Origin of the sequence: Xanthomonas cissicola (genome assembly GCF_008801575.1) — a bacterium.
Taxonomy (GTDB): domain Bacteria; phylum Pseudomonadota; class Gammaproteobacteria; order Xanthomonadales; family Xanthomonadaceae; genus Xanthomonas; species Xanthomonas cissicola.
The window spans coordinates 1-13,303 of sequence record NZ_VZPL01000035.1; the positions used below are offsets into that span (position 1 = coordinate 1).

8 protein-coding genes and 2 pseudogenes are annotated in these 13,303 nt (G+C 65.9%); 7 read left to right on the plus strand and 3 right to left on the minus strand.

Annotated elements, in window-relative coordinates:
• Nucleotides 1-106, plus strand: a pseudogene (locus F7R02_RS14905) (IS5/IS1182 family transposase); the annotation flags it as partial.
• A 190-nt stretch (nucleotides 107-296) separates the two neighbouring features.
• The gene (locus F7R02_RS14910; RefSeq protein WP_005926459.1) at nucleotides 297-641 is read left to right on the plus strand and encodes a hypothetical protein; all 345 of its coding nucleotides are present in this window, start codon (nucleotides 297-299) and stop codon (nucleotides 639-641) included.
• A 48-nt stretch (nucleotides 642-689) separates the two neighbouring features.
• On the opposite strand, the gene F7R02_RS14915 is transcribed toward F7R02_RS14910, so the two are convergent.
• Nucleotides 690-2,033 carry an AMP-binding protein gene (locus F7R02_RS14915; protein ID WP_172397223.1) on the minus strand — a complete coding sequence of 448 codons (1,344 nt, stop codon included), beginning with the start codon at nucleotides 2,031-2,033 and terminating at the stop codon, nucleotides 690-692.
• Between the two features lie 585 nt (nucleotides 2,034-2,618).
• On the opposite strand from F7R02_RS14915, the gene F7R02_RS14925 reads away from it, so the two are divergent.
• The 4 genes from F7R02_RS14925 (at nucleotide 2,619) to hemF (ending at nucleotide 7,831) form a co-directional block, all read left to right on the plus strand.
• A complete protein-coding gene (locus tag F7R02_RS14925) occupies nucleotides 2,619-4,979 on the plus strand; it encodes a S9 family peptidase (RefSeq protein WP_139370913.1) in 2,361 nt (786 codons plus the stop codon).
• 348 nt (nucleotides 4,980-5,327) lie between these two features.
• On the plus strand, nucleotides 5,328-6,089 hold the full coding sequence (locus F7R02_RS14930; RefSeq protein WP_425478533.1) for a hypothetical protein: 762 nt from the start codon (nucleotides 5,328-5,330) through the stop codon (nucleotides 6,087-6,089).
• Entirely contained in the window at nucleotides 6,086-6,655 is a 570-nt protein-coding gene (locus F7R02_RS14935) for a hypothetical protein (RefSeq protein ID WP_078589724.1), read from the plus strand. Before F7R02_RS14930 ends, F7R02_RS14935 begins: the two co-directional genes overlap by 4 nt.
• A 276-nt stretch (nucleotides 6,656-6,931) precedes the next feature.
• On the plus strand, nucleotides 6,932-7,831 hold the full coding sequence (gene hemF / locus F7R02_RS14945; protein ID WP_078589725.1) for an oxygen-dependent coproporphyrinogen oxidase: 900 nt from the start codon (nucleotides 6,932-6,934) through the stop codon (nucleotides 7,829-7,831).
• A gap of 870 nt (nucleotides 7,832-8,701) precedes the next feature.
• On the opposite strand, the gene polA is transcribed toward hemF, so the two are convergent.
• A complete protein-coding gene (gene polA / locus F7R02_RS14955; protein WP_151210118.1) occupies nucleotides 8,702-11,506 on the minus strand; it encodes a DNA polymerase I in 2,805 nt (934 codons plus the stop codon).
• Nucleotides 11,507-11,582: 76 nt separating this feature from the next.
• Here polA and F7R02_RS14960 point away from each other — a divergent pair, with 76 nt between their 5' ends.
• Nucleotides 11,583-11,873 (plus strand): DUF2782 domain-containing protein, encoded by a 291-nt coding sequence (locus F7R02_RS14960; RefSeq protein WP_003487371.1) that lies wholly within the window; start codon nucleotides 11,583-11,585, stop codon nucleotides 11,871-11,873.
• A gap of 350 nt (nucleotides 11,874-12,223) precedes the next feature.
• Here the strand turns inward: F7R02_RS14960 and tssA are convergent.
• A pseudogene (gene tssA, locus F7R02_RS14965) lies at nucleotides 12,224-13,266 on the minus strand (type VI secretion system protein TssA).
• Between the last annotated feature and the right edge of the window lie 37 nt (nucleotides 13,267-13,303).

Genomic DNA, 13,303 nt, shown 5'->3' on the forward strand with positions numbered 1-13,303 from the left:
CGGCCTGGCCAAAAACACCGCACACGTGCTGACCTTGTTTGCGCTCTCCAATCTGTGGATGAAGCGAAAGCAGTTGCTGCCGGCTATGGGGAGCGTGCGCCTGTAAACCAGGAAATTCCCACGGAAAGCGCCAGAAATGGCGAAATTCCAAAGATTCAAACGCCACTCTTCGGAACGACGCGACATCCCGCACTCTCAGGCCTCGTTATTCAGACCTTCCTTAGACAGCCGCTGACAAATGCCAGCACACCGCTGCTTCTAAGCTGGCCTCTCAGCATTGCGCGCAGAGGCCGACCATGTTGTTGCTTGCGATCGTATTGGCGGCGTCCGTTCCAGCCGGCCCCCAATTGCTTGTCGGCCAGTCATTCGAAACCTTCGCGACGCAGACCGACAGCCTGTGCCCTGGCAGGCAGGCCAGATCGATCACGCCCGGCGATCTGGATTTTGCGCAAGAAACCTTTGAAGCGCAGTTGCGCCCACGCACCCGCACACGGCTGGAGGCGGCGAATACTGCGGCAACACGCTGCGCCGATCGCAATGGCCTGAGCTGCCAGGTGGAAGCAACACTCGAAGCCCTGCAGCAAACGCGCTTGCTGGCACGTTTTTCGCGTTATGTCTGCAGCCATCCATCGCCAAGCTGATCCTGACAGACGCAGCGCCCGACGACGCGCGCACGCGGCAGGTCACGCTCAGCCGTTGAGCAATCCCAGCACCACATCGCGCGGCAGCTTGCCGGTTTCGTTGCGCGGCAGGGCGGCGAGTTTGCGCAGGCGGCGCGGCAGGAACACCGGGTCCACGCTGACGCGTAGTGCGGCCAGCACCTGGGCTTCGTCGAGGGTGGGGGCGACCACCAGCGCAGCGATGCGACCGACCGCCTGGCCGGGGTCGGGCGCGAGCTGCACGATGGTCCCGTCGATGACGCCGGGAATGGCGAGCAAGCGCCGGGTGAGATCGGCCAGCGATGCGCGTTTTCCGGCGATTTCCAGCAGGTCGGCCTGGCGGCCGCGCACCTGGAAGCGGCCGTCGTCGGCCACGTCCATCATGTCGGCCAGCAGCACCGGCGTGGCCAGATGCGGCGCATGCACCAGCGTGCCTGCAGCCTGGGTTTCCAGGCGCACGCCGGGCAAGGGCGTCCACGCCGCTTCCAGCGCGGTGCGGCGCACGGCGAACACGCAGGTTTCGGTGGAGCCGAACATCTCGCGCACCTCACCGCCGAAACGCGCTTCGGCGGCAGCGGCGATCTCCGGCGCCAGCGGCGCGGTGGCCGACACGATGCCGGCCAGCGGCGGCAGCGCCACGCCGGATTCGACCAACGCACGCAGATGCACCGGCGTGGTCACCAGGACACGCGGCGCGGGAATATCGGCCAGCGCACGTGCCACGTCGTCCGGAAAGAACGGCCGCCCTGCGTGCACCGCCAGCGTGGTCACCATCGGCAGCAGCACCGACAATTCCATGCCGTACATGTGCTGCGGCGGCACCGTGGCAACCACGTGCGGGACGGCATCGGCGTGCGTCCACAGGCTTTGCAGCGCGACCAGATCCTGGCGCGTGCTGGTCAAAAAACTGCCCCATGTCTTGGGATTGGGTTGCGGGCTGCCCGTGCTGCCGGAGGTGAAACCGATCGCCACCAGCGCATCGTCGGCCAGCTGCGGAATCGGACCCTGGGCCTGCGGCAACTCGGCCGGCAGCTGCCAATACCGCGGCGGCGCCAACTCCAGCGTCAGATCGCCCAGACAATAGGTATCGGCGTAACGCGCCTGCACTTCGCCCACGACCGCCGGCGCGCGCGAAGACGGCAGCAGCGAGACCTGCCCGCGCAGCGCACACGCATAGAACGCCACCATGAAACGGTAGCGGCCTTCGCACAGATTCACCGCATGGCTGCCCGCGGGCAGCTGTCGCGCCAGGCCGTGCACGTGTGCGATGAAGGTCGCCAGATCGACCGACTGCCCCGCGCGCCAGGCCAGCGGACCGTCGGGCGCACCAACAGCCATCGGATGGGAAACAGCGGGAGCAGGCAGGCTGGACATGGAAACCGACGGTCGCAAAAGCGCGCTAGCTTGGCCGCCACCTGCGCTGCTGGCAAGTCGGGGGTTTTCCTCTGCGACACGCGGAGTTGATCGCCGCCAGGGCGTGGCATGGGGGACGGGCCAGTTGCGTGTACCGCGCGCGCCTTGTGCGGCACGGCAATCATCATCTCTGCGCTCGGCGGGTCTTCACCAGTGCGTGGTTGCGCTGGACGTTGCGATACACCGGTCGGCTGCAGGTGTGGATGGCAGTCGTACGGCGCGGCTGCGCAGGTGGGTTTTCCACGCGAGATTTTCGCTGCGCTCGTCTGCGCTCGTCAGTCGCGCGCGGATTTACCAGTGCCGTGGAGTTGAAGTGTTCATTTTGCTGTCGCATCTTACCTTGCTGATGCCGCGTACCGCTTGCTCTGCAACTGCATGCCTTGCGCAGCGCTCGATCATGGTCGCGCCCGCTCATCGCGCGCTAGCAGATGTGACCGGCGGCTGCATGCAGCCACGCACGCATGACCTGTGGCCCAAGCCTGCCACGAAGGCGAACTGCTAGGCTTGCGCGCGCTCCTTTGCGTCCAGCCGTGTCCGATGCCTAGATTGTTGCCGTTGACCCTTCTGCTGCTGGCCACCGCTGCGCATGCGCAGTCTGCCGCCCCGCTCACCATCGAACAGGCGATGGCCGACCCGGACTGGATCGGGCCGTCGGTGGATCAGGCCTGGTGGCAATGGGACGGCAAACAGGTGCAATACCTGCTCAAGCGCGATGGCAGCCCGGTGCGCGACACCTATCGCCAGGGCACCGGCGGTGGCACTGCCGAACGTGTGGCCGATACCGCGCGCGCCGGCCTGGATGCGGCAAACCCCAGTTACGATGCCACCCGCCAGCGCATGCTGTTCGCACGTAACGGCGACATCTTCCTGCGCGATCTGCGCCCAGGTGCGCTGACCCAGCTGACCCGCAGCAACGAGATCGAATCGCGTCCGCAGTTCGCCAGCGACGGCGGTGCGATCTGGCGCGCGGGCAACAACTGGTACCACTGGCGCGCCGATGGCGGCACCGCGCAGGTGGCGGTGGTCAAGGCCGAGCGCGACCCCAACGCCGCCCCCAAGGCCGATGTGCTGCGCGAGCAGCAACTGGCGACGCTGGCCACCTTGCGCCGCGACAAGGAGCAACGCGACGCGCTGCGCACGCAGGAAGATGCCTGGCGCCGCGCCGATGCCACGCGTGCGGCAGCGCCGGTGTATCTGGGCGATGAGGTGGAGATCGTCGACAGCGCGTTGTCGCCGGACGGCCGCCATCTGCTGGTGGTCACACAGGCCAAGAGCGCCGACGAAGGTCAGGCCGGCAAGATGCCCAAATACGTGACCGAATCCGGTTACGAAGAATTCCAGGAAGTACGTACACGTGTGGGACGCAACGCACCGGCAGCGCATGCGCTATGGCTGGTGGATGTCGGCGCGGGCACAGCCAAATCGCTGTCGTTCGATCCGCTCCCCGGCATCGCCACCGACCCGCTGGCAGCCTTGCGCAAGGCCGCCAAGCGCGACCCGCTCAAGGGCAACCGCGCGGTGCGCGTGGAAAGCGATGGCGACGGCAGCGGGCCGGCCGTGCACTGGAGCGATGACGGCCGCAACGTGGCGGTGGAAATTCGCGCGGTGGACAACAAGGACCGCTGGATCGCCAGCGTGGACCTGGACAACGCCAGGCTGCAGCCGCGTCACCGTTTGAGCGATAGCGCCTGGATCAATTGGGACTTCAACGATTTCGGATGGCTGCCCGACAATCGCACGCTGTGGCTGCTGTCGGAAGAGTCGGGCTATTCGCAGCTGTACACCGTGGAAGGCAACGGCAAGCCGCGCCAGCGCACGCGCGGCAAGTGGGAAGTGTCGATGCCCGTGCCCAGCGCCGATGGCAGCGGCATGTTCTTCCTGTGCAACCAGAAATGGCCGGGCGATTACGAAGTCTGCAAGCTCGATCTGCGCAACGATCAACTCACCGAGATCACGGCGTTGAACGGCGTGGAAGGCTACAGCCTGTCGCCCAACGGGCAGCAGTTGCTGGTGCGCTACTCCGGCAGTTATCTGCCGACGCAACTGGCGGTGGTGCCGGCCGCAGGTGGCCAGGCCACCGTGCTCACCGACACGCGCACGCCGGCCTTCAAGGCGCAGCCGTGGATTGCGCCGCAGTACGTGCAGGTGCCTTCCAAACATGGCGCCGGCACGGTGTGGGGCAAGTATTACGGGCCCAAGACGCCGGAGCCGGGCAAGCAGTATCCGATCGTGATGTTCGTGCACGGCGCCGGGTATCTGCAGAATGTCTCCGAACGCTACACCCCGTATTTCCGCGAGCAGATGTTCCACAACCTGCTGGTGCAGCAGGGCTACATCGTGCTGGACCTGGACTATCGCGCCTCCGAAGGCTACGGCCGCGATTGGCGCACGGCAATCTATCGCAACATGGGCCACCCCGAGCTGGAAGATTACCTGGATGGCCTGGACTGGCTGGTCGCCACCAAGCAGGGCGATCGCGCACGCGTCGGCATCTATGGCGGCTCGTACGGCGGCTTCATGACCTACATGGCGCTGTTCCGCAGCCCCGGCACGTTCAAGGCCGGGGCGGCGCTGCGCCCGGTCGGCGACTGGATGCAGTACAACCACGAGTACACCTCCAACATCCTCAACACGCCCGAGCTCGATCCGGAGGCCTACAAGACGTCCTCACCGATCAACTACGCCGAGGGATTGCGCGACCATCTGCTGATCGCGCACGGCATGATCGACGACAACGTGTTCTTCAAGGATTCGGTGGACATGACGCAGAAGTTGATGGAGCTGCACAAGGACAACTGGCAGGTGGCGCCTTATCCGCTGGAACGCCACGGCTTTACGCGTGCCGATTCATGGCTGGACGAGTACAAGCGCATCCTCAAACTGTTCAACGAGCAGGTGAAACCCTAAAGCCGGCGAAACTGCGCGTGTCTGTCCCTGGATGGAAGCGGACGACACGCGCAGGGCTCGGGCGTTGCGCGTGTTGCACGCAGACGCCGGGGTCAGGCCAGCTCGCAGTCACGATCCGCCCTGACCAACGGCGCACAACGTTCCTGATGCGGCCATCCCCAGCGACGGCCCTGCGAGCGGGATCAACAATGCAGCACGTGCGTAGGCAAACCAACACCGGCGCGTCGGTTGCTTCGCACTCACCTGTTGCTACGCAAGTGGCTCTAAGCTTGGCGCAGGACCGGTAACGCGCCCTCGCTGCGCGCGCGTTGCTGCACCGGTCCGCCGCATGACCGGTGCGCCGCCGGCATGATGGCGCTTCCACTCACCACGGGCGCAGGGAAGGAAGAAGCGATGGGCCTGTGGGACCGTTTGTTTGGACGCAAGAGCACTGCGGCAAACACGCCGCGCACAGCACCGACGGCAGCGCCTGTCGCTGCCGCAGACGCCTCGGAGGCGGGGGCCGAGATCGACCCCGCACTGCAGCCGGCGCTGAGCGCGTTTCAGCGCGGCGACCATGTCGGCGCCTACAACGCTGCGCAGACGCAGCTCCACCTTGGGGCCGATGCGCAGCGCCTGTGCGCGCTGTCGTTGAGCGCGCTGGACCGCTATCGCGAAGCCTACCCGTACTGGCTGGCGCTGTACGAGCTGGAGCCCAGCGCACACAACGCACTGCAGTTGGCAACCACCTCGGTGATGTGCAACGAGATCGCGCAGGGCGAGCAGTGGTTGCTGATCTTCGACGATCTCAACGCGCAGGAGCGGTCCACCTCGCCCGCCACCGCACGTACCAGCTTCCTCACCGCGCTCACCCGCGCCGGCCATGGGGCGCACGCGCTGCCGCATCTGGAATGGTTGCGCGAGGCATACGCCGGCATGTCCATCACCGACAGCCACTTCCTGTACGTGCGCGGGCTGCCGTTTCTCGAAGCCTTTCTTGAGCGCAGTACGCCGCTGTTGCGCCAATGCCTGCCAGCCGATGCAGTGCCCGAGTGGTACGCGCAACTGCAACCGGCGCTGGATCCCCCCGGGCAGGCGATGGTGGCTGCCCACATCGCATCGCTGCAATGAGCGCCGTCCAGCCAGCATCGGCGCGGCAGCGCGGTGGCTTCGTCACTCCGTTGGCGTGGGTTTCCCTGTTGCTGGGGGTGGTCGGCGTGCTGGCCAATCTGGTGCAGATCGCAATGATCGCACTGACGCCAGGTGCGGCATCGCTAGGCCTGCCCGAAGGCATCACCCTGCCCCACTCCTGGCAATGGCTGATCGATCACGCGCTGTCATTATCGGTGGCCGGCGTTGTGCTCTCGGCTGCGTTCTGCTGGTTGAGTTGGGCGCTGCTGCAGCGGCGCGAGTGGGCAAGGCTTGGCTTCGTGGCGGTGTTGCTGGTGACCGGAGTGCTCAATTTCGGCGGACTGGCGTTGATTGGACCATTGTTCGACGGCGTACAGACGCTGCTGCCCGCCGATGTGCTGCAAAGCCCGGAATGGCCGCAGATGCAGGCACGTTTGCAGGCCACCCAGCAGATGGCATTGGTCCTCACCGGCCTGGGTGCGCTGGCGATCGGCTGCGTGCATGCGGTCCTGGCATGGCGGTTGTGCACGCCCGCTGTCCGCGCGGAGTTTTCGCAACCTGAGTGACTTGGGAACGGGCAAGGACGCTGCAGCAGATCAGCTGCCTTGCAACGAAATACCCCTCGCTTGCCAGTTGCGCATCAAAAACTGAGAGCTTGCGTGTGCGGTTGCCCGGCGATCTTCAAGCCCAGGTCGACTGTACGGCGCCCGCATCGCTCGCGGCACACGCCGTGCACCCATCGTTGCGGAGGACACTGCACCAGCATCCCCGCATCGCACTGCGACAAACGGGCGCGCTTGCGCGGGATGCACCACGCGGAGTGCACGGCTTAGAATTGGGACATGAACGAATTCGACCGTGTACGCGATTATCTGACCGACCTGCAGGACCGGATCTGCGCCGCTGTGGAAGCTGCCGACGGCAAGGCACGCTTCGCCGAGGATCTTTGGAAGCGCGAAGAAGGCGGCGGTGGCCGGACCCGCATCCTGCGCGACGGCGCGGTGTTCGAGCAGGCCGGCATCGGTTTTTCGGATGTGTCCGGTACGCGCCTGCCGCCGTCGGCCAGTGCGCACCGGCCCGAGCTTGCCGGTGCGACCTGGCGTGCATGCGGCGTCTCGCTGGTGTTCCATCCGCACAATCCGTATATCCCGACCACGCACATGAACGTGCGTTACTTCCGCGCCGAGCGCGATGGCGAGGTGGTGGCCGCCTGGTTTGGCGGTGGCTTCGACCTGACCCCGTTCTATACCGTCGATGAAGACGTGCAGCACTGGCACCGCGTTGCGCAGGCGCTGTGCGTGCCGTTTGGACAAGAGCGCTATGCCGCGCACAAGCGTTGGTGCGACGAATATTTTTTCCTGCGCCACCGCAACGAAACGCGTGGCGTGGGCGGGCTGTTCTTCGACGATCTGGGTCAGGACTTCGAGCGCGACTTTGCCTACCAGCGCGCAGTGGGCGATGGCTTTCTGGATGCCTACATACCCATCGTGCAGCGTCGCAAGGACACACCCTATGGCGAGCGCGAACGCGAGTTTCAGCTGTACCGTCGGGGGCGCTACGTGGAATTCAATCTGGTCTACGACCGCGGCACCCTGTTCGGTCTGCAAAGCGGTGGGCGCGCCGAGAGCATCCTGATGAGTCTGCCGCCGCGGGTGCGCTGGGAGTACGGCTTTACGCCGGAGCCAGGCAGCGCGGAAGCGCGCCTGGCCGATTACCTGATCCCACGGGACTGGCTGGGTTGATGAAGACGCCGCTGTAAGGCGTGTCATCCTAACGGACCTGCATGCAGGCTGTGGTCGTGGCCGATACGTTCCAGCGCGCGTCGCGAGCAAGTGCGCTACTTGCTGACGGCTCGATCGACTGTGCGTCATCGGTGCGCCACGCCGCCGGCGACAGCGCCGCAAAGGCGCGGATCGCGCGACGCAAGGCGACCTGCTCCCTAGCAGGATGAAACTCGCCAACCATCGCCGGCATCGGGAGCGTGTCCGGCAAGCGCGCAGGGCTAGCGTGTGCAACGCAACAACGGTAAGCCGATAGCTGAATGCGCGCGGTGGCACGACCCATAAGTCTGAATGCCTGAGAGGGTCACCATACCGCCGTCGCAGCATGACCTCTACATCGCCGCGCGCGGCCAATCGCGCGCGGCCAATTGAATAGCATTTTTCCTGCAACGCAGCCTGCAGTGGCGCCTGGCGCAAGCCAATGCGTCGCCTGCGCGGGACCTCTGACCATGTCGCTACATGCCGCGCGCCTGCGCACGCCGAGGCACACCGCATCGCAACCGACCCTGCAGTGCTTGCGGCATCATTGGGAAGACACAAATAAAAAAGCCCCGCAGACCAGGGGGAGGTCGGCGGGGCCAGGGAACGGAAACTTGGGGAGGAGTTTCCGCTCCGAGATCTGCTCCAGGGGATGGGAGAGATCTGCCGACAGGCATTGCGCCCGTCGAGGGATATAACAACATTTTCCACATTGATGGATCGTGAAGATGACTGTTAAAAAAATGTAGAATTTAGGGGGTATTCATTCCATTAACTCAGCTGAATTCACATTATGTTTGGAACGGATTATTGCTGATCTGCGTATTCAGCATATCGCTGCCATTCGCCGCATCAATGCGCTTGGTCCCAATTATCGCCAACGCCCGAATCGACCACCAGCGGCACGCGTAATTCAGCAGCGCCCGCCATGCGCGTGGTGACCTCGCTCAGCAGCGTGTCGACGAAATCGATATCGGCTTCGAACACCAGTTCGTCGTGCACCTGCAAAATCATCTTCGCGCGTTGCGCGTGGTCGGCGATCCAGCCATCCACCTTGACCATCGCGCGCTTGATGATGTCCGCAGCGGTGCCCTGCATCGGCGCGTTGATGGCGGCGCGCTCGGCACCGGCACGCTGGCCCTGGCTGCCGGCATTGATGAAATCCAGGTACAGCCGGCGGCCGAACACGGTTTCCACATAGCCCTTGTCGCGCGCCTGCTGGCGGGTGGTTTCCATGAAGTCGCGCACGCCCGGGTAACGGCTGAAGTACAGCGCAATGTAATCCTGCGCCTCGCCGCGGCCGATACCGAGCTGGCGGGCCAGGCCAAAGGCGCTCATGCCATACATCAGGCCGAAGTTGATCGCCTTGGCAGCGCGGCGTTCGTCAGCGCTGACGTTGTCGATGGTGCGGCCGAAGACTTCGGCGGCCGTGGCGCGATGCACGTCGGCGCCGGACTCGAACGCACCCACCAGCCCGGGGTCGCCGGACAGGTGCGCCATGATGCGCAGTTCGATCTGCGAATAGTCGCAGGCGATCAGCTTGCGTCCGGGCGGTGCGACGAAGGCGCGGCGAATGCGGCGGCCGTCTTCGGTGCGGATCGGGATGTTCTGCAGGTTCGGATCCGAGGAGGACAGCCGCCCGGTGGCGGCACCGGCCTGGTGGTAGCTGGTGTGCACGCGCCCGGACTGCGGGTGGATCATCTCCGGCAGCTTGTCGGTGTAGGTGCTGCGCAGCTTGGTCAGGCCACGGTATTCCAGGATGACCCGCGGCAGCTCGTGCTGGTCGGCGATGGCTTCCAGCGCCTCTTCGTTGGTCGAGGGCTGGCCCTTGGGCGTCTTGACCACGGCAGGGAGCTTGAGCTCGTCGAACAGCAGGGCCTGCAGCTGCTTGGGCGAATCCAGGTTGAAGGTGCGCCCGGCCAGCTCGGTGGCTTTCTGCTGGGCGGCGAGCATGCGCTTGGACAGGTCCGCGCTCTGGCGGCGCAGTTCGGCCGCATCCACGCACACACCGTTGGCCTCGATGCGGGCCAGCACGTCCACCAGCGGCATTTCGATGTCGCGGTAGACGCGCTCCAGGCCCGGTTCGCTGGCCAGGCGGGGGCCGAGCACGCGATGCAGGCGCAAGGTGATGTCGGCGTCTTCTGCGGCATAGCGGGTGGCGTCTTCCAGGCTGATCTGGGCGAACGGGATCTGCTTGGCGCCCTTGCCGCAGACGTCTTCGTACTTGACGGTGTCGTAGCCGAGATAGCGCTTGGCCAGGCTATCCATGTCGTGGCGGGCGCTGCCGGAATTGAGCACGAAGCTCTCCAGCAAGGTGTCGTCGGCGTAGCCGGCCAGTTCCACGCCATGCCGGCGCATCACGTGCAGGTCGTACTTGCCGTGCTGGCCGAGCTTGCGCACGGCCGGGTCGGTGAGCAGCGGCGCCAGCTGCGCCAACGCCTGGGTGCGGTCGAGTTGAACCGGGGCGCCGGGAAAGTTGTGGCCGAACGGCAGGTACGCCGCCTGGCCAGGCTCGGCGGCCACGCTCAGGCCGATCAAATCGGCTTGCAGCGGGTCCAGGCTGTCGGTTTCGGTATCGAAGGCGAACTGCCCGGCGGCACGCAGCCGCGCGATCCAGCTGTCGAGCTGCTCCTGGGTCAGGATGGTGTCGTACTGGCCGGGCGTCGACAGCGACGGATCCAGATCCACCGCTGCGTTGACGGGGCCGGAGACGAAGCCGGTGCCGCGCGCGCGGCCCGGCTCGGTGCGCGCAGTGGCAGCAGCAGCGCCCAGCGCCACCGGCTCGGCCAGCAGGCCCGCCTGGGCAGCGGCCGCACCACCGAGTTCGCGCAGCGCCTGGGTGAAACCGTAGCGGGCATACAGCACCGCCAGCGCCTCGGCATTGGGCTCGCGCAGGTCGAGCGCGCGCGGGCCGCTGGCCAGGGTGACATCGGTCTTGATGGTGACCAGCGTGCGGTTGAGCGGCAGCCGTGGCAACGCGGCGCGCAGGTTGTCGCCGATCTTGCCCTTGATCTTGTCGGCATTGGCAATGACGCCATCGAGCGAGTCGTATTCGGCCAGCCATTTGGCGGCGGTCTTGGGGCCGCACTTTTCCACGCCGGGCACGTTGTCGACGGTGTCGCCCATCAGCGCCAGCAGGTCCACGATCTGCTCCGGCCGCACGCCGAACTTGGCGATCACCGCCGCGTCCGAATCCATGCGGCTGCCGCTCATGGTGTTGACCAGTTCGATGCCCGGGCGCACCAGCTGGGCGAAGTCCTTGTCGCCGGTGGAGATGGTGACGGCCAGGCCATCGGCGGCGCCCTGCAGCGCCAGCGTGCCGATCACATCGTCGGCTTCCACGCCGTCGATACGCAGGATGTCGATGCCCAGCGCATGCACGATGTCGCACATCGGCTGCACCTGCGCGCGCAGGTCGTCGGGCATCGACGGCCGGTTGGCCTTGTAGTCGGCATACAAGTCATCACGGAAGGTTTTACCGGGCGCATCCACCACGAAGGCGATGTAGGCCGGGCGCTCCTTCAAGGTGGCGCGCAGCATGTTGACCACGCCGAACAAGGCGCCGGTGGGCTCGCCCTGCGCATTGGTCAGCGGCGGAAGCGCGTGGAACGCGCGATACAGGTAACTGGACCCGTCGATCAGGACTAATCTGCTCATGACCCAATTCTACGCTGCACGCCCAGGGCACACCGCGCCAGCGCATACTTGCCGACGCTCAATACGGATAACGACAATGAACAAAGCACGTCTTTTGCTGCTGCCGTTCCTGCTGCTCGGCGGCTGTGCCACCAGCGGCGGCGACCGCGCCGGTGGCGATATCCCGGCTGGCGCCGATGTCACCAGCAAGACCATGGGCAACGGCGACAAGGTCGACGAATACCGCGTCAACGGTCAGCTGGAAATGGTGCGGGTGACGCCGGCGCGTGGGGCGCCTTACTTCCTGTACGACCGCGACCACGACGGGCATACCGACGCGGAAAGGGACAAGGTCAACAAGGTGTATTGGCAGCTTTATAGCTGGTGATTGGTGATTGGGGATTGGTGATTGGGGATTGGGGATTGGGGATTGGGGATTGGGGATTCGTAAAGCAGGGGCCGCGGGTCGGAGACGTTCCGTGGCTTTGTTTTTGATCTCTGGTTTGGTGGGTTAGGTGCGTTGCGGCGTTGCTTGTAGAGATGGCTGACTGAGGCCTGGGTACAGTTCTTCGCATGCCGGCGTCGTGCGCCGCCAGTTCTGCTGCTTTGCGGTGACGGCACGGCTGGGCGCGTGGCTCAGCGTTTTTCCAGTTGGCTGGGCGCACCGCTCGGCTTTCTGCGCCCGGTCCGGTGCACCAGTTGGCCAGCTTGCTCGGCCTGCCGGGCGCTTGCGCAGCTTTAGCTGTCTTCCAGCGGGCCGGTGACGCGTTGCGGTTCGTCGATGCCGGCCGGGGCCAGCTCCTTCATCAGGGCCAGGAAATCGGCGCCGACCAGGCGTTGCGCGCGGCGCAGCAGCATCGGCACCGGGCTGGACGGTTCGTGCCGGGCGTAATAGGCGCAGATCTCTTCCAGCCGCTGCTTCACATCTCGGGACCGGCGATCTCGTCGTTGCGGCGCGTGGCGTTGGTTGCCGAGGCGACGGCGTGGCCTTCGCCGGCAGTCTGCTCGCCGTCTTCGGTGATCGCCGAGATGCCCTGCCGTGCTTGCCAGTGCGGCAGCACGAAGCGCTCCAGATCGCGCAGGTCGGTCAGTAGCGGGCGCAAGTCAGGGGCGGCGGTGCCGACACGTTCGCTCAGCAGCGCATCGATCGCGCGCGCCTGCCGCAGCGCTTCGGTAATGGCATGGGCAGAGGTGGCCAGCGTTTCCGGCGTGCAGTCCTGGCAGCAGGCTTCGATTTCGGCCAGGCTGGGGCCGCTCTGGCCGTCGGGCAGCTTGATGCTGCCATTGGCCACGCGTAGATCGCGCAGGCTGAAGCGGCCCAGCCGCGGCGACTGCACGAACGCGGTGGTGCGCAGCGCGCCGAGCAGGCCCATCGGGTCGCTAAGACCGACCAGCGCATTGATGCGCGAGGTCGGGTCGTTGTCGTCGTCGACATCCAGTTGCGGATGCACGCTGTCCCAATGGCGCTCAAGCAGGCCATGGATCAACGCCAGCGCGTCGGCCCAGCCCGGCAGGCCGCGCAGGCGCAGCCAGGCGGCGCCGAGCCTGCCGGCCACGCGCAAGTCGCGGCTACGCCGGCACAGGTCCAGCGCCAGCGCCTGTACCTTGTCCCAGTCCGGTTCTTCGGCGGCGATGACGCTCTCGCCCAGCGCGCGCTCGGCGCGGACCGCCGATTCGCGCTCCAGGCGCAGGAACTCCGGGTCGTATTCCAGATCCGGTCCGGCCGGGGCGTCGTCGCCGAGCGGCGCCAGCAGGGTCTCCAGGGAACTGTCGTCTTGCATGGCACGGCCTCCATCGGGGGAGCCGCCGCGGTAAGCG

Coding starts and splice junctions, on each gene's coding strand:
- F7R02_RS14915 (WP_172397223.1), bottom strand. CDS start 2,033: ATGTCCAGCCTGCCTGCTCCCGCTGTTTCCCATCCGATGGCTGTTGGT.
- F7R02_RS14910 (WP_005926459.1), top strand. CDS start 297: ATGTTGTTGCTTGCGATCGTATTGGCGGCGTCCGTTCCAGCCGGCCCC.
- F7R02_RS14960 (WP_003487371.1), top strand. CDS start 11,583: ATGAACAAAGCACGTCTTTTGCTGCTGCCGTTCCTGCTGCTCGGCGGC.
- F7R02_RS14935 (WP_078589724.1), top strand. CDS start 6,086: ATGAGCGCCGTCCAGCCAGCATCGGCGCGGCAGCGCGGTGGCTTCGTC.
- polA (WP_151210118.1), bottom strand. CDS start 11,506: ATGAGCAGATTAGTCCTGATCGACGGGTCCAGTTACCTGTATCGCGCG.
- hemF (WP_078589725.1), top strand. CDS start 6,932: ATGAACGAATTCGACCGTGTACGCGATTATCTGACCGACCTGCAGGAC.
- F7R02_RS14930 (WP_425478533.1), top strand. CDS start 5,328: ATGATGGCGCTTCCACTCACCACGGGCGCAGGGAAGGAAGAAGCGATG.